This window comes from Mediterranea massiliensis, from assembly GCF_900128475.1.
GTDB lineage: Bacteria > Bacteroidota > Bacteroidia > Bacteroidales > Bacteroidaceae > Bacteroides > Bacteroides massiliensis_E.
Genome location: NZ_LT635835.1, coordinates 278,715 through 294,489, shown reverse-complemented (window position 1 = coordinate 294,489; position 15,775 = coordinate 278,715). Strand labels below are relative to the sequence as shown.

Genomic DNA, 15,775 nt, shown 5'->3' with positions numbered 1-15,775 from the left:
TTTTCATTCTAATTCCAAGGAAGTGTAACCATTGGGGCGAATCCGCAACTGTACACCGTTGATAAGGATGGAGCTTTTCCCTTCTTCATCCTTTTGTACCGTCATATCACTGATTGATTCCAGTGGAATGTTTGTCATGGGGTCTTCTTCAAATTTGTTCTTGCTTTTGACAAACTTGTCTCTTTCTACGGTCACGATGTTGGGTATATCCGGCAAAGCTATAGGCATTGTGCCTTTGCGGAAAGTGATGGCTTCAAAACAGTGTATGTTCTCCGTATCATGAGCCAGCATTACGAGCCCGGGAAGACCACAAAATTTCCAAGGGCCGTAAGTGGTCGGTATTTCCGGTGCGTACCACACGATCCATTTCCTTCCACCGTATTCACCCGTTGCTTTTTTGCAAACGTAACCACAGACGGTATCGGTTTCATTGCCTAAGCTCCACTGTATCGGGCGGAGTTTTTCCTTGTACATATAATAGTCCGGCGGTATTACACTGTAAACAGACATTTCCCCTTGCGGATGGTTCTGTAATACCGTCTGGTCGAAAAACAAACTGTTTCTTATTTTCTGCATCCGGTATTTTTTTATATCCTCGTCGGAAGCATGGGGGCTGGCGTTGACAGAATCGGACTGGAATGCCGTGTAATCCATAAAGCAGGAGCAATCACGTCCTATCTGTAAAATAGTCGTATAGGTGTCCGTAATGGATTTTGAATTTGTCACCCGATATTCGTAAAGACATTCATAATCTGTCGGGAACGTGTTGTTTTGTTGTGCGGACAATGACAAGGAAAGTCCCAGACCTGCACTGAAAATTAGAAAATGTTTCATATACAATAAGTTTTATGGAGTTAATATCTGTTTATGGTTATTTATATTGAACGTATTTTCATCAGAATATTCGCATTGCTATTTTTGTGCAAAGGTATCGGGGCTGTGACAGACTGGGAAAAATAATCATTATCCTATTCTTATGGAATTATTATTAAATTATTATAGCCGATCAATATTGCCCCGGCCATGCTGTCCATTCCATTCAATTTGCCATATATTTGCATCATGGAAAAAAGAATCAAAATACTGAATTACCTGACAGTCATTGTCATCGTGTTATTTGCCATCGTGCAGGGCAAATGGCTTTATTCCCGATACAAGTACACGGTACAAACCTGTGCGGATACACTTTACAGCCGTGTATTTGAATCCGTTGATGAATACAACAGGGTGCGTCAGAGTGCGGTCAACAACGAAATGGCCGTTGAATATACGACCAGACGGTTTGTAAGAGGAGACACTGAGATGTTTTTGTTTGATATCTATACGGCAGATATGCGCCGGTGTTCAGCAATTGATTCACTTTCGGCTGATTTGTTTTCCCGAATATATGAAACGCAACACCCTGACTGGCTGGATAGAGAAGTGCAAGTGATTGTTGTCAAACAGGATCGGAAAGAATCGGAGGTTCTTGAGGCAATAGAACGCAGCTGTCTTAACAGACGGTTCCCTTTTTCAGTTGAGAAACTCGATACGGTGATGCGGTCCAACGATATCAGGCTCGATACCATTTTCACCGAGACGGCAGATTCGATAGTCTGGGAATCTTCCCGTACGGAATGGGGTTCGCTGTTCCATCCTGTACTCTCCATAACCTATCCCTACGACATTCTGGGTAAGAAGCTGGTACGGATGGATTGCCCGATTGCGTTGCCGCTGATTATAAGAGAAATGTCGGATATTCTGTTCTTTTCATTCGCCTTATCTGTTTTATTGGTTGTTTGCCTTGTTGCACAAATTGCCACGATCCGCAAACAGCGTAAAATAGAAAATCTCCGGTCAGACTTTATACAAACCATGATTCACGAACTGAAACGTCCGATTGCAACGCTCAAGATGTGTGTCTCCTATATGGGCAATGAACGGCTTATGAAAGACATTGCGGGCCGGCAAATGGTCGTTGCAGATTCCCATACGGCATTGGACAGCCTGTCTGCTTTGTTTTCCAAACTGAGGGATCTGACTTTCAGTAAGTCAACCGAGATACCGCTTCATCTTTCAGCGTTCAGTCTGCGCGATTTGCTGGATGCGTGTATCCATAAACTGAATGTACCGAGTGACAAGCATGTTCGTATTGTTGTTCTTCCTCGCGAGGATATGATTGTCACTGCTGACAGGATGCACATGATTAACATTATCGACAATCTGCTGGAGAATGCAGTAAAATATTCGCGCGAAAAGGCTGAAATCGAAATAGATTACCGGAAATGTGACAATGACCACATCCGTATCTCAGTTAAAGACGATGGCTTGGGCATTCCCAAATCGGAACAAGGACATATTTTTGAAAAATTCTATCGTGGGCGGATTGGCTTTGAAAAAGACATAGCAGGCATGGGGCTCGGACTGGCTTATGTCCGCATGCTTGTTGAAGCTCATCGGGGTAATATACGCATGGAAAGTGAGCTGAATCATGGAAGTACTTTTATTATAGAGTTACCACAATGAATAAAAATGAAATACATATTTTGTTGGTCGATGATGACAGGCAGAACTCATTGCTTTTGAAACGTTTCCTGGAGCTCGAAGGATACTCGGTAACCTACGCTCCCGATGGGGCTGCGGCATGGGAAATGTATAACCGGCAACATCCCGACTTGATATTGCTGGATGTGAACATGCCTGTAATGAACGGATTCGAACTTGCACAGAAAATCCGTGAAACGGATAGTGAGGTATTCCTGTTTTTCCTGACTGACCGTACGGAAAAGGCAGACCGGTTGAAGGGCTTCCACTTGAAAGGCAACGACTATATTCCCAAACCCTTTTATCCTGAAGAGCTGATTGCGAGAATTGACGAACGGTTTGAAAACAGGAAAGTTGATGTTCAATGCCGCTATGTGATTGGGAAAACATTATTTGACAGCCAGAATTCAACAGTCACATACGATGGGATCACCCGTAATCTATCGGCGCGTCAGACGGATATTTTGGCCCTGTTGTCACGAAGTGCCGGCATACTGGTGACGCGGGATGAAATTCTGAATCAGGTATGGGGCGACATCAGCTATGCTAATTCCATGTCTTTGAATGTACAGATTACTTATTTACGACACATTCTTGCTCCTGATAATACCATAAATATTGTTTCTGTTAAGAAAAAGGGATATATCCTTCAGATACCATGACAAGCTGAAAACAGAAGCCTCTTGGCATTCAACTCCACTTGTAAGGCTGCTGCTCAAGCTAGAAATGTATAAATTTGTTTGTAAATGATTTTGACTTCCATTTGCAGATGCCCGAATCGTCGGTGATTTCCTGGCTGAAGCAGGAAAAACCTCTTCCACCATGAGTATACGACTGATCCTACATGAGTCGTATACTCATCCTACATCAGTCGTATACTCATGGTAGATGCCTTCAGGATGCTTGCAAGACGGGTGAAGCCGAAAAGGAGCGGGCAGGGGATCCCTGCTGAATTTGTCCGCAGATATGAACGAAATTCCGCCTTTTTCTTTTCCCGTCTCCCTAATTATTGTATTTTTGCGTTTGCGGAACGGCGGCCCATGCAAGGGTGCCGTTCCGCAGACCATATCCTAATCCTTATAGATTAACGAAATCGTATGAAAACTAAAGAAGAAATTGTAGCCAACTGGTTGCCACGTTACACCAAACGCCCGCTGGAAGACTTCGGCGAATACATCCTGCTGACCAACTTCAACAAGTATGTGGAGCTGTTTGCCGAGAAGTTCAATGTGCCCATCCTGGGACGTGACGCCAACATGATATCGGCCAGTGCCGAGGGCATCACCATCATTAACTTCGGTATGGGAAGTCCCAATGCCGCCATCATCATGGACCTGCTCAGCGCCATCCATCCCAAGGCCTGCCTGTTCCTGGGCAAGTGCGGAGGTATCGACAAGAAGAACAGGCTGGGGGACTTGATTCTTCCCATTGCGGCCATCCGCGGCGAAGGTACGTCGAACGACTATTTTCCGCCCGAAGTACCTGCACTGCCAGCCTTCATGCTGCAGCGTGCCGTGTCGTCGTCTATCCGCGACCATGCCCGCGACTACTGGACCGGTACCGTCTATACCACCAACCGCCGCATCTGGGAGCACGACGACCAGTTCAAGGAATACCTCAAGAAGACGCGCGCCATGGCAGTGGACATGGAGACGGCCACCCTCTTCAGCTGCGGGTTTGCCAACCACATCCCTACAGGCGCCCTGCTGCTGGTGTCCGACCAGCCCATGATTCCCGAAGGCGTGAAGACCGACAAGAGCGACAGCATGGTGACGCAGAACTACGTGTCCGAGCATGTGGAGATCGGTATCGATTCGCTCCGCATGATTATCGACGAAAAGAAGACCGTAAAACACTTGAAATTCGACTGGTAAGACTATGGCAAAGCAGGAACTGACGTGCGACGACATCCTGAAGGAACTCCGGGCCAAGCAGTACCGCCCCGTCTATTATCTGATGGGAGAAGAGGACTATTACATAGACCTGATAGCCGGTTACATCGAAGCAAACGTGCTGACCGACGAGGAGAAGGAGTTCAACCAGACGGTGGTGTACGGGGCCGATGTGGACATTGCCTCCATCATCAATGCGGCCAAGCGCTATCCGATGATGGCCGAACATCAGGTCGTCATCGTCAGGGAGGCACAGGCCGTGCGAGGCATGGAGGAACTGGCCTACTATCTCCAGAAGCCGCTGCGGTCTACCATCCTCGTCCTCTGTCACAAGCATGGTGTGCTGGACCGTCGCAAGAAGCTGGCGGGCGAGATAGAGAAGGCGGGAGGCATCGTCTTCGAGTCGAAGAAGCTGCGCGAAGCTCAGTTGCCCGCCTTCATCACTTCCTACCTGAAGCGCAAGGGCGTGGACATCGAACCGAAGGCCTCGCAGATGGTGGCCGAGTTTGTGGGTACCGACCTGAGCCGTCTGACTGGCGAACTGGAAAAGCTGGTCATCACCCTGCCAAAAGGTTTGACAAGAGTGACACCCGAACAGGTGGAGCGCAACATCGGAATCAGCAAGGACTACAACAACTTCGAACTTCGGGCCGCATTGGTCGAAAAAGATGTGTTGAAGGCCAACCGGATAGTAAAATACTTTGAGGAAAATCCGAAAAGCAATCCCATACAGATGACTTTATCTTTACTTTTCGGTTTCTTCTCGAACCTGATGATGGCCTATTATGCGCCCGAAAAGTCGGAGCAGGGAGTGGCCGCTTTCCTGGAATTGAAGTCGCCCTGGCAGGCACGCGAGTATCTGGCCGCCATGCGCCGTTACAGCGGAGTGAAGACGTTGCAGATTATCGGTGAGATACGCAACGCCGATGCCCGCTCGAAGGGAGTGGAGAACAGTTCGCTGAGCGACGGCGACATTCTCCGGGAACTGGTGTTCAAAATTTTGCATTGACGGGAATGTAGCCGATTCCCGCTTTTCGCAGAGAGAGACGGATGGCATCGGAGGCGATACAAGGCTTCCGGTGCCATCCGTTTTTTGTTCTCTTTCTTTATTGGCTTTCAACGGTTCTTTTTATGCCATTTCCACGAAGTTCTTCTCCGTTTCTCTTCGTTTTTCACACTATTCTTCTGGAACAACGACCTTGACGAATGTAAAAAATGGGGTTAATCCGTTATCCGATAGTCGTTTATACAAAAATAAAGCCTCTGAGAATGCGATATTTTGCTTCAACCGTCCGTTGATACGGAAAAATGGGAAGGAAATTACAAAAGTAGAGTAAAAGGAGGCGATACTTGTCGGTCGGACACTGAGATAGCAACCGTCAATTTTTAGAAGGCTGAACCCAAACGCGGATTCTGCCCGTCGTCAGCTCTGTAGAGTCATGTCACCGGAGAAATCATCCTCTTTGGCCCACTGGATAGTTGTAATTACAACAGCTGGATATTCCATTCGTAAAATAGCAATGGGATTACAAAAGTTATATTTAAATTAGCGTATATACGAATGTGAACGTTACGAATGTTATATACGAGTATTAATGGATAAATAACAAAGTGAAGTAGAAGATTACGTTCGTACTACTTCCTTGGTTAAGCCAGTATTTTGTTTTAATTAATATGCTTATATTCAGAGCAATTATAAGGATTTGCTAAAATCAAGGTTTTAGTAAGAGGCAGAAAAGGTATTTACGCATGTAAATGTACGTGTGTTGGCTGAATATATTGTTTTTATTACGCTTATAATCAGTATTATAATAGCATTTATTAAAGTTCAATTTATCAAGGTTTTTCCATATTTATGCGGGGTTAACAAAGGTGATAATCAAGTTTGGAATATGTGGGATATGTTTGTAATATCAAGAAATTACAATATTAAATTTGCTATTGTGATTTTATTTATTTACTTTTGTAACCAATAAAAAGAAAGAATACTTTTGTAATATCTACCTATATGAGCATCAAGGATCGCTTTAAAATGATTATGGAACGGGAAAAGCTCACTGCCGGAGCGTTTGCCGAAAGCATCGGAGTGGCACAGGCTACTATCTCGCACATTCTGGGGCCGCGCAACAAGTATCCCAGTACGGAGGTCATTCTCCGGCTTCACCAGCGTTACAGTGACATCAATCTGGAATGGCTGCTTACGGGACAAGGCAACATGAGCAACGATGCCAAAGCTTCCGCTACTCCCCCTGAAAACATCGGAGCGGACTATCCGCTATTCGCTGAGAAGGCCGAAAATGCGCCCCAAGGGACGGATGAAGCTGAAAATCGCAAGGAAATGCCGTTATCCAAGCCTGTAAACACGCCTAAAGAGATTGTAAAACAAGAGGTTATCTATAAGGAAAGGCCTCCCAGAAAAATCACTGAAATAAGAATTTTCTTCGACGACAATACGTACGAGACTTTCAAGCCGGCGTAATGGAAATGGTGAATGGTCAATGATGAATGGTTAATACTGAATGGCCAATGGTTATCCATTTGTCATCCCGGCCTTGAGCCGGGATCCATGCTTTTGTTTTGTTTGTGTCTGCTGGATCCCGCATCAAGTGCGGGATGACGTTTAGCACCGCGGAAGTAAAAAGCTTGAAAACGTTGTTTTCAGCTTTTGTACTTCCCTCGGTTTGCACTATCTTTGCACAACGATTGAAATCCATACTTGTGTAGTAATGAAAAAATATCTTTTAGATTTGACAGTCACGGAGAACGTCCGCCTGCATGCCCATTACGTGCTGCTGAAGCTGACGTGCCCCCAGGAACTGCCCGAGATGCTGCCGGGACAGTTTGCTGAGATCCGTGTGGACGGCTCGCCCACCACGTTCCTGCGCCGCCCTATTTCCATTAATTATGTGGACAGACAACGCAACGAGGTGTGGTTCCTGATACAGCTCGTAGGAGACGGAACAAAGCGCCTGGGCGAAGCGAAAGCGGGCGATGTAATCAATGTAGTGCTTCCCTTGGGAAATGGCTTCACGATGCCCGAAAAGGCCTCGGACAAGCTGCTGCTGGTAGGTGGCGGCGTAGGTACGGCTCCGATGCTCTACCTGGGCGAACAGTTGCTGAAACGGGGATGCCGGCCCACCTTCCTGCTGGGTGCCCGCAGCGACAAGGATCTGCTGCAACTCGACCAGTTTGCAGCCTATGGTGACGTCTATACGACAACCGAAGACGGCAGTCACGGCGAAAAGGGATTCGTGACGCAACACTCCATCCTGGAGCAGGTGAAGTTCGAGCACATCTATACGTGCGGTCCCAAGCCGATGATGATGGCCGTGGCACGCTATGCCAAGGCAAAGGGCATCGACTGCGAAGTGTCTCTGGAGAATATGATGGCATGCGGCGTGGGGGCCTGCCTCTGCTGCGTGGAAAACACGACCGAAGGCCACCTGTGTGTATGTAAAGAAGGTCCCGTATTTAATATAAACAGACTGTTATGGCAGATTTAAGTGTAAAGATTGGTGAATTACAAATGAAAAACCCGGTGATGACCGCTTCCGGGACTTTCGGCTACGGCGAAGAATTTGCCGATTTCATCGATTTGGAGCGAATAGGCGGTATCATTGTAAAGGGGACTACCCTTCACAAACGTGAAGGTAATCCGTATCCGCGCATGGCAGAGACTCCTTCGGGCATGTTAAACGCTGTGGGACTGCAAAATAAGGGTGTACATTACTTTGTTGAACACATCTATCCCCGCATCAAGGACATCCGGACCAATATGATTGTGAATGTATCGGGTTCGGCCATCGAAGATTATGCCGAAACGGCCTCCATCATTAACGAACTTGACAAAATTCCTGCCATCGAATTGAACATCTCCTGCCCCAATGTGAAGCAGGGTGGAATGGCCTTCGGCGTGACTGCCAAGGGAGCCGAAGAAGTGGTCAAGGCAGTGCGCCAGGTGTATAAAAAAACGCTCATCGTGAAGCTGTCGCCCAACGTGACAGACATCACCGAAATAGCGCGCGCAGCCGAAAACGGCGGTGCCGACAGCGTTTCGCTCATCAATACCCTGCTGGGCATGGCCATCGATGCCGAAAAACGCCGTCCGTTGCTCTCTACAGTGACGGGAGGCATGTCTGGCGCGGCAGTGAAGCCCATTGCTCTGCGTATGGTGTGGCAGGTGGCCAAGGCGGTAAAAATACCCGTCATCGGCCTGGGAGGCATCATGAACTGGCGGGATGCGGTGGAATTCCTGCTGGCAGGGGCTACAGCCATCCAGATCGGTACGGCCAACTTCATCGATCCGACGGTGACTGTCAAGGTGGCCGAGGGTATCGACGACTACCTGAACCGACATGGATTCAAGTCTGTAACGGACATTATCGGTGCACTGGAGGTATGACTTCTGACGAAGGTACCCTCTTCGCAACCGGAGACAATAAAAAAGGACATCAGCCGACTGATGTCCTTTTCTTTTATATTTACACGTCTGCTTTATTCTCCCAACAAGTCGGGACGCAGCCGACGGGTCCGTTCGATGGACTGCTGCAACTCCCATTCCTTGATCTTCGCTTCGTGACCTGAAAGTAAAATATCCGGAACTTTCCAACCGTTGTAGTCAGCCGGACGGGTGTAGACCGGAGCGGCCAGCAGGTTGTCCTGGAACGAGTCCGACAGGGCCGACTGCTCGTCGGAAATCACACCGGGAATGATGCGCACGATGGCATCGGCCATCACGGCAGCCGCCAGTTCGCCACCCGTCAGCACATAGTCGCCGATGCTCACCTCTTTCGTGATGAGATGCTCGCGAATGCGGTAGTCGATGCCCTTGAAGTGGCCGCACAGGATGATGAGGTTCTGCGCCAGCGACAAGGTGTTGGCCATGGGCTGGTTGAACTGCTCGCCGTCGGGCGTGGTGAAAATCACTTCGTCGTAGTCGCGTTCGGCCTTCAGGCTGTTGATGCAGCGTTCGATGGGCTCGATCTTCATCACCATGCCGGCAAAGCCTCCGAAGGGGTAATCGTCCACGCGGCGGTACTTGTCCTTGGTGTAGTCGCGCAGGTTGTGGATGTGAATTTCGGCCAGGCCCTTGTTTTGTGCCCGCTTCATGATGGAGCAGTTGAAGAAGCCCTCAATCATCTCCGGAAGAACGGTAATAATGTCTATGCGCATAACGTTTCTTTCTGTTTTTTCTGCAAAAGTAGTGCATGTTGCGTGTAAAAGCAAATTTTGAATGCAGCCACTTTATTTTTACCGGAGCCGGAATGCCGTAAATCGGGAAGAAACCCGTATTTTTGCATGCAAACTATCCGAAAGATGACTATGACACCCAAAGAACGAATAGACTGGCTGCGTGCCGAGCTGCACCGCCACAACTACAACTACTACGTATTGAACGCTCCCGAAATCTCGGACAAGGAGTTCGACGACCTGATGCGCGAACTGCAGGACCTGGAGAAGGCGCATCCCGAATATGCGGACGAAAACTCGCCCACGATGCGTGTGGGCAGCGACCTGAACAAGAACTTCACGCAGGTGGCCCACAAATATCCCATGCTTTCGCTGGGTAACACCTACTCCGAGGGCGAGGTGGCCGACTTCTACGAGCGGGTGAAGAAGGCCCTGAACGAGGACTTTGAAATCTGCTGCGAGCTGAAGTTCGACGGCACGTCCATCTCCCTGACCTACGAAGACGGCAAGCTGGTGCGTGCCGTGACCCGCGGCGACGGCGAGAAGGGCGACGACGTGACGGACAACGTGAAAACCATCCGCACCATCCCCCTCGTGCTGCACGGCGACTATCCCCGCTCGTTCGAGATACGCGGCGAGATTCTGATGCCGTGGGTGTCGTTCGAAGCCCTGAACCGCGAACGCGAGGCCCGCGAGGAGCCGCTCTTCGCCAATCCGCGCAACGCCGCCTCGGGCACGCTGAAGTCGCAGAACTCCGCGGTGGTGGCCGCGCGCAAGCTCGACGCCTACCTCTACTACCTGCTGGGTGAAGACCTGCCCGCCGACGGCCATTACGAATGCCTGCAGAAGGCGGCGCAGTGGGGCTTCAAGATATCGGAGCACATGAAGAAGGCCCGCACCCTGCAGGAAGTGTTCGACTACATCAACTACTGGGACACGGAGCGCAAGAACCTGCCCGTGGCCACCGACGGCATCGTGCTGAAGGTGAACAGCCTGCGCCAGCAGAAGAACCTGGGCTACACGGCCAAGTCGCCCCGCTGGGCCATCGCCTACAAGTTCCAGGCCGAACGGGCACTGACACGGCTCAACAAGGTGACCTACCAGGTGGGCCGTACGGGCGCCATCACGCCGGTGGCCAATCTGGACCCCGTACAGCTGTCGGGCACCGTTGTGAAGCGTGCCTCGCTCCACAACGCCGACATCATCGAAGGCCTCGACCTGCACATCGGCGACATGGTCTACGTGGAGAAGGGCGGTGAAATCATCCCCAAGATAACTGGCGTGGACACCGATGCCCGCGGCATGCTGCTGGGCGAGAAGGTGAAGTTCATCACCCGCTGCCCCGAGTGCGGCACGCCGCTGGTGCGCTTCGAAGGCGAGGCGGCCCACTATTGTCCCAACGAGACGGCCTGCCCGCCGCAGATCAAGGGCAAGATAGAGCACTTCATCAGCCGCCGGGCCATGAACATCGACGGACTGGGCCCCGAGACCGTTGACATGTTCTACCGTCTGGGCCTTATCAAGGACGCTGCCGACCTTTATCGCCTCACGGTGGACGACATCAAGGACTTGGACCGAATGGGGCAGAAATCGGCCGAAAACATCGTCAACGGCATCGCCGCGAGCCGCAACGTACCCTTCGAGCGTGTCCTCTTCGCTCTGGGTATCCGCTTCGTGGGCGAGACGGTGGCCAAGAAGATAGCCCGCTCCTTCAAGAGTATCGACGAAGTGGAGCAGGCCAGCCTCGAAACCCTGATGGGTGTAGATGAAATCGGCGAAAAAATAGCCCAAAGCATCGTCAGCTACTTCGCCAATCCGCTGAACCGCAGCCTGGTGGAACGGCTGAAGGAAGCCGGTCTGCAGTTCAGCCGCAGCGAGGAAGACCTGAGCGGATACACCGACAAGCTGGCGGGGCAGTCCATCGTTATCAGCGGTGTGTTCGAGCATCATTCGCGCGACGAATACAAGGAAATGATCGAGCGCAACGGCGGAAAGAACGTGGGCAGCATCTCGTCCAAGACCAGCTTCATCCTGGCCGGTGCCAACATGGGTCCAGCCAAGCTGGAGAAGGCGCAGAAACTGGGTATCCGCATTCTGTCCGAAAACGAGTTCCTGGACTTGCTTGCCTGACAAAATCACATAAAAACGTTTTTTATATCGGATATTTGTAGCTCAAACCGAAAAAAATAGTACATTTGCGAACTGCTAAACCACAGATTATTTCATAGGACTCATGATAAAAACAAGATTGAAAGGAATGGGGGTCGCGCTGATTACCCCGTTCAAGGAAGACGAGAGTGTGGACTACGTTGCCCTGATGCGCATCGTGGACTACCTGCTGCAGAACAATGCCGACTTCCTGTGCGTGCTGGGAACCACCGCCGAAACTCCGACACTGACCGAAGAGGAAAAGGCCAAAATCAAGCGGATGGTGATAGAACGCGTCAACGGACGTATCCCCATCCTGCTGGGTGTGGGAGGTAACAACACCCGCGCCGTCGTCGACGCGCTGAAACACGACGATTTCACCGGAGTGGACGCCGTCCTCTCCGTGGTGCCTTACTATAACAAGCCTTCGCAGGAGGGCATCTACCAGCACTACAAGGCTATCTCCGAAGCTACGGAGCTGCCCATCGTGCTCTACAACGTGCCTGGCCGTACGGGGGTGAATATGACGGCCGAAACCACCCTGCGCATCGCCCGCGACTTCGAGAACGTGATTGCCGTGAAGGAAGCGTCGGGCAACATCACGCAGATGGACGACATCATCAAGAACAAGCCGGCCAATTTCGACGTCATTTCGGGCGACGACGGCATCACCTTCCCGCTCATTACGCTGGGTGCCGTGGGCGTCATCTCGGTCATCGGAAACGCCTTCCCGCGCGAGTTCAGCCGCATGGTGCGCCTGGCCTTGCAGGGCGACTACGCCAATGCGCTGACCATCCACCACAAGTTTGCCGAGCTGTTCAAGCTGCTCTTCGTGGACGGCAATCCGGCCGGCGTAAAGGCCATGCTCAACGCCATGGGCATGGTGGAAAACAAGCTCCGCCTCCCGCTGGTGCCTACGCGCATCACCACGTTCGAGGCCATGCGCAAGATATTGAGCGAGCTGAACATCAAGTGCTGACGGCACTTTCCCTGAAACGGACAAACAATAGAAGAACACTTTTAGGCGGAAAACTGCATGGGTTGGCTTTGCATAACCTTTCTCATACAGTTTTTCGCCTTTTCTGTTGGCTCCCGACACAGTGCTTCGTTACCCTCCGACACAGTGCTTCCTGAACCCCTGACGAAGTGCTTCGTGAGGAGGTGACGCAGCACGGCATGGGAGGGTGACGAAGCACGGCGTGAGACCGCCATCCGCTAGAAACAGAAATCCCCCGCAAGAAGCATCTTGCAGGGGATTCATGTGATCGCGACAGGATTCAAACCTGTAACCGGCTGATCCGTAGTCAGCTACTCTATTCAGTTGAGCTACGCGACCCTTTTGGTTGAGAAATTGGAGTGACCGCGACAGGATTCAAACCTGTAACCGGCTGATCCGTAGTCAGCTACTCTATTCAGTTGAGCTACGCGGCCATTCATTTATGTCCTGTAAAAAAAAGTGGTGACCGCGACAGGATTCAAACCTGTAACCGGCTGATCCGTAGTCAGCTACTCTATTCAGTTGAGCTACGCGGCCTTATTTTTTACGGGTGCAAAGATACGGACATTTTCTGTTTCTGCAAACTTTTCACCGCTTTTTTTCGCAAAAAATCATTCGATAAATCGGTAGTTGAACAGCTGCCAACCCAGCGTGAGACCCACATTCCACTCATTCTTCGGTGAGCTGTAGTGGTTTACGTAGGCGGAGATGGCACCGAACTTCAGTTTGCACACCAGCGACACTTCCCCCATGTACTGGAACTCGGAGAAGGCCTTGCCGTAATAGGCCTGGTTCATTTCGTTCCTTTTGATCGGAAAAATGGGCAGGAAGCCATACAGCTCGGTGCGGAGGTGGAACATGTCGTTGAAGACCCAGATGGGCTTGATGCCTGCCGAAATGTACTGGTTGGCCCGGAAGGCATCGTTGTACATGATCTGGCTGTGGGGCGTAGGGGTAAATTCGCCCGCCTGCATCATGGTGGCCGTATAGTTTCCCGAGAAATTCTTCGATGAATAGAGCGATTTCGTCATCCAGCCCAGGGTGAAATGGGGCGACAGCGGATGGTAGGCTTCCTTCATGTACGAGATTTGCAGCCACGACTGCCGCTTCTTGTCGATGGGCGTCTGTCCCTCGCTGGCCGACGACGTGCCGGGGGCAAACCATTCGTGGCCCGTAAATACCTGGGCTATCAGCTGTTCGTAGTAGCCCCTGGTGGCATACTGGCGGGAGTCCACCGTGCTGCCATAGAAGCCGATGCTGCCTCCCAGCAGCCTGTAGGTACTCTGGTCGGCACGGTCGTTGCCGAAGTCGATGACGTTCGACTGGTAGTAGTTGTCCTTCAGCACGCCATAGCCGAAGCCGAACTCCGCCCGCTTGTTGGCCAGGAAAGGCAGGGAGAACATCAGCTTCACAAACCGTTCGTCCTTGGAGTTGAACGACGGAAGGTTGTTCTTGGAGAAGAGCTTGTCCTTCTTGTAGTAGTCGAAGGTACTGATGGAGCCCAGCAGGCGGAAGGATGTGGGAATGTGTGTGGGCAGGTCTATGCGCCCCATGAGCTGCACGTTGTTGTAGATTTTGCCCAGCTGGCCGTCCAGCGTGATTTCCTTGGAGTAGTAGTTCAGGTTCTGGTAGCCTACGCCCAGATAAATCTGGTTGGAGCTGGTGGTGGACACGCTGCCGCCTATCTTGACGAAGAAGTTCTTCTCCATCTTGACCTGGAGGTGGAGTTCATACAGGTCGCTGTCGGGGTCGTAGACGGCGTGCGGGATGATTTCGGAGATCATGTTGTCCGCCAGCAGGCGGAAGTAGCCGCGCTTCAGGTCCTCGTAGGTGAAGATTTCGTGGTCGTCGCCGTGAAATTCCTTCTTGATGTAGGACTGCTGCTGGGCGTTGGCCCCTTCGATGTAGATGTCGCGGAAGCGGAACTGGGGCAGGCTGCTGCGGTACACCATGCGCCGCAGGCGGATGTTCTCCGTGCTCTCGCGCCGCCGGATGCGGCCCTTGATGGAGTCCATCAGGCTCATGGTACGGTTGTAGCCGATGTCGTGCAGTTCCTTGAGGCGGTCGAAGTCCAGCAGGCTGACGTCGTCGTACTTGAAGGTCATGACGATGCCTGCCGAGTCGGGGATGGTATAGTCCGTCTTCTGCATGATCATGTTCTCGAGCTGGCTCATGAGGTCGCCTTCCTTGGGCTTGCTGGGGTTGGCGGCCACCACGCTGCCGATGATGACGTCGGGATGGAAGTCCTCCTGCATGATGTCGGTGGGGAAGTTGTTGTAGATGCCGCCGTCGTAGGCCAGCACGCCGTTTATCTCGATGGGCTTGAACACGAAGGGGAAGCTCATCGAGGCCCGGACGGCATCGCCCAGGTCGCCTTCGCGCATGACGAGGGGCTGCTTGTTGTACACGTCCGACGCGATGCAGCGGAAGGGGACGAACAGGTTGTTGAAGTTGCCCCGGCAGGCAGCCGTGGCCTGCCCGAAGAGCTGCACGAACACCAGGTTCATCTGGATGGGGTTCACCAGATTGGTGGGGATGATTTGCGGCTTGGTGTGCAGGGAGTCGCCGAAGGCAAAGCGGATGCTGGCAAACTCGGGTGTGGGCCGGTTCTGCTTGAAGTAGTATTCGTATTGTGACTCCACCTCGCCCGAGTACCACCGCTTGAAGTCGGGCGAACGGAGCAGGGCTTCCATGTCGTCGGGCGAATAGCCCATGGCATAGAGCGAACCGATGATGGCGCCCATGGAGGTGCCGGCGATGTAGTCGATGGGGATGTTGTTCTCTTCCAGCGCACGGATGATGCCGATGTGGGTCATGCCCTTGGCACCGCCACCGCTCAGCACGAGCCCCACTTTCTGGGCACGGACGACGGACGGCAGGCAGCAGAGGATGCACAGCAGGAACAACAGGACGTTTCTCATACAGTTACGGTTACACAAGTGAATGAATGTCCAAATATAAACAAATGTTTTCAAATTCCTTCCATCAGGCGAAGAAAAAACCATTATTTTCGATGAAAAGGGAA

Annotated in this window: 13 protein-coding genes and 3 tRNA genes; 9 read left to right on the top strand and 7 right to left on the bottom strand. The window is 51.4% G+C overall.

Annotated features, from left to right (window positions below):
• Positions 1-3: 3 nt before the first annotated feature.
• Entirely contained in the window at positions 4-834 is an 831-nt protein-coding gene (locus BQ7483_RS03580) for a GLPGLI family protein (RefSeq protein WP_072544832.1), read from the bottom strand.
• A gap of 228 nt (positions 835-1,062) precedes the next feature.
• Here BQ7483_RS03580 and BQ7483_RS03575 point away from each other — a divergent pair, with 228 nt between their 5' ends.
• From BQ7483_RS03575 to BQ7483_RS03550, 5 genes are all read left to right on the top strand, one after another.
• On the top strand, positions 1,063-2,505 hold the full coding sequence (locus tag BQ7483_RS03575; protein WP_072544992.1) for a sensor histidine kinase: 1,443 nt from the start codon (positions 1,063-1,065) through the stop codon (positions 2,503-2,505).
• Positions 2,502-3,185 (top strand): response regulator transcription factor, encoded by a 684-nt coding sequence (locus BQ7483_RS03570; RefSeq protein WP_072544831.1) that lies wholly within the window; start codon positions 2,502-2,504, stop codon positions 3,183-3,185. Before BQ7483_RS03575 ends, BQ7483_RS03570 begins: the two co-directional genes overlap by 4 nt.
• Before the next feature lie 435 nt (positions 3,186-3,620).
• The gene (locus BQ7483_RS03565) at positions 3,621-4,397 is read left to right on the top strand and encodes an AMP nucleosidase (RefSeq protein WP_072544830.1); all 777 of its coding nucleotides are present in this window, start codon (positions 3,621-3,623) and stop codon (positions 4,395-4,397) included.
• 4 nt (positions 4,398-4,401) lie between these two features.
• Entirely contained in the window at positions 4,402-5,424 is a 1,023-nt protein-coding gene (gene holA, locus BQ7483_RS03560) for a DNA polymerase III subunit delta (RefSeq protein WP_072544829.1), read from the top strand.
• Positions 5,425-6,423: 999 nt separating this feature from the next.
• The gene (locus BQ7483_RS03550; RefSeq protein ID WP_072544827.1) at positions 6,424-6,894 is read left to right on the top strand and encodes a helix-turn-helix domain-containing protein; all 471 of its coding nucleotides are present in this window, start codon (positions 6,424-6,426) and stop codon (positions 6,892-6,894) included.
• A gap of 16 nt (positions 6,895-6,910) precedes the next feature.
• Here the strand turns inward: BQ7483_RS03550 and BQ7483_RS03545 are convergent, their stop codons facing one another.
• Complete coding sequence (locus BQ7483_RS03545; RefSeq protein ID WP_072544826.1) at positions 6,911-7,129, bottom strand: hypothetical protein; 219 nt, start codon at positions 7,127-7,129, stop codon at positions 6,911-6,913.
• A 12-nt stretch (positions 7,130-7,141) separates the two neighbouring features.
• On the opposite strand from BQ7483_RS03545, the gene BQ7483_RS03540 reads away from it, so the two are divergent.
• On the top strand, positions 7,142-7,918 hold the full coding sequence (locus BQ7483_RS03540) for a dihydroorotate dehydrogenase electron transfer subunit (RefSeq protein WP_072544825.1): 777 nt from the start codon (positions 7,142-7,144) through the stop codon (positions 7,916-7,918).
• A complete protein-coding gene (locus tag BQ7483_RS03535) occupies positions 7,906-8,817 on the top strand; it encodes a dihydroorotate dehydrogenase (RefSeq protein ID WP_072544824.1) in 912 nt (303 codons plus the stop codon). The genes BQ7483_RS03540 and BQ7483_RS03535 overlap by 13 nt, the downstream gene beginning before the upstream one ends.
• 92 nt (positions 8,818-8,909) lie before the next feature.
• Here the strand turns inward: BQ7483_RS03535 and trmD are convergent, their stop codons facing one another.
• On the bottom strand, positions 8,910-9,587 hold the full coding sequence (gene trmD, locus BQ7483_RS03530; protein WP_022019900.1) for a tRNA (guanosine(37)-N1)-methyltransferase TrmD: 678 nt from the start codon (positions 9,585-9,587) through the stop codon (positions 8,910-8,912).
• A gap of 150 nt (positions 9,588-9,737) precedes the next feature.
• Here trmD and ligA point away from each other — a divergent pair, with 150 nt between their 5' ends.
• Together ligA and dapA are read left to right on the top strand one after the other, a co-directional pair.
• Positions 9,738-11,735 carry an NAD-dependent DNA ligase LigA gene (ligA, locus tag BQ7483_RS03525; RefSeq protein ID WP_072544823.1) on the top strand — a complete coding sequence of 666 codons (1,998 nt, stop codon included), beginning with the start codon at positions 9,738-9,740 and terminating at the stop codon, positions 11,733-11,735.
• Between the two features lie 103 nt (positions 11,736-11,838).
• A complete protein-coding gene (gene dapA, locus BQ7483_RS03520) occupies positions 11,839-12,732 on the top strand; it encodes a 4-hydroxy-tetrahydrodipicolinate synthase (RefSeq protein WP_072544822.1) in 894 nt (297 codons plus the stop codon).
• A gap of 283 nt (positions 12,733-13,015) precedes the next feature.
• Here the strand turns inward: dapA and BQ7483_RS03515 are convergent.
• The 4 genes from BQ7483_RS03515 to BQ7483_RS03500 all read right to left on the bottom strand — a co-directional run bounded on the left by BQ7483_RS03515 (position 13,016) and on the right by BQ7483_RS03500 (position 15,671).
• Positions 13,016-13,089: transfer RNA gene (locus tag BQ7483_RS03515), tRNA-Arg, on the bottom strand.
• Between the two features lie 21 nt (positions 13,090-13,110).
• A tRNA-Arg gene (locus BQ7483_RS03510) sits at positions 13,111-13,184 on the bottom strand.
• A gap of 26 nt (positions 13,185-13,210) precedes the next feature.
• Positions 13,211-13,287: transfer RNA gene (locus BQ7483_RS03505), tRNA-Arg, on the bottom strand.
• A 74-nt stretch (positions 13,288-13,361) separates the two neighbouring features.
• Positions 13,362-15,671: a patatin-like phospholipase family protein gene (locus BQ7483_RS03500; RefSeq protein WP_072544990.1), complete on the bottom strand. Its 2,310-nt coding sequence runs from the start codon at positions 15,669-15,671 to the stop codon at positions 13,362-13,364.
• Between the last annotated feature and the right edge of the window lie 104 nt (positions 15,672-15,775).

Coding starts and splice junctions, on each gene's coding strand:
- holA (WP_072544829.1), top strand. CDS start 4,402: ATGGCAAAGCAGGAACTGACGTGCGACGACATCCTGAAGGAACTCCGG.
- trmD (WP_022019900.1), bottom strand. CDS start 9,587: ATGCGCATAGACATTATTACCGTTCTTCCGGAGATGATTGAGGGCTTC.
- BQ7483_RS03575 (WP_072544992.1), top strand. CDS start 1,063: ATGGAAAAAAGAATCAAAATACTGAATTACCTGACAGTCATTGTCATC.
- BQ7483_RS03500 (WP_072544990.1), bottom strand. CDS start 15,671: ATGAGAAACGTCCTGTTGTTCCTGCTGTGCATCCTCTGCTGCCTGCCG.
- BQ7483_RS03580 (WP_072544832.1), bottom strand. CDS start 834: ATGAAACATTTTCTAATTTTCAGTGCAGGTCTGGGACTTTCCTTGTCA.
- dapA (WP_072544822.1), top strand. CDS start 11,839: ATGATAAAAACAAGATTGAAAGGAATGGGGGTCGCGCTGATTACCCCG.
- BQ7483_RS03535 (WP_072544824.1), top strand. CDS start 7,906: ATGGCAGATTTAAGTGTAAAGATTGGTGAATTACAAATGAAAAACCCG.
- BQ7483_RS03545 (WP_072544826.1), bottom strand. CDS start 7,129: ATGGATTTCAATCGTTGTGCAAAGATAGTGCAAACCGAGGGAAGTACA.
- BQ7483_RS03540 (WP_072544825.1), top strand. CDS start 7,142: ATGAAAAAATATCTTTTAGATTTGACAGTCACGGAGAACGTCCGCCTG.
- BQ7483_RS03570 (WP_072544831.1), top strand. CDS start 2,502: ATGAATAAAAATGAAATACATATTTTGTTGGTCGATGATGACAGGCAG.
- ligA (WP_072544823.1), top strand. CDS start 9,738: ATGACACCCAAAGAACGAATAGACTGGCTGCGTGCCGAGCTGCACCGC.
- BQ7483_RS03550 (WP_072544827.1), top strand. CDS start 6,424: ATGAGCATCAAGGATCGCTTTAAAATGATTATGGAACGGGAAAAGCTC.
- BQ7483_RS03565 (WP_072544830.1), top strand. CDS start 3,621: ATGAAAACTAAAGAAGAAATTGTAGCCAACTGGTTGCCACGTTACACC.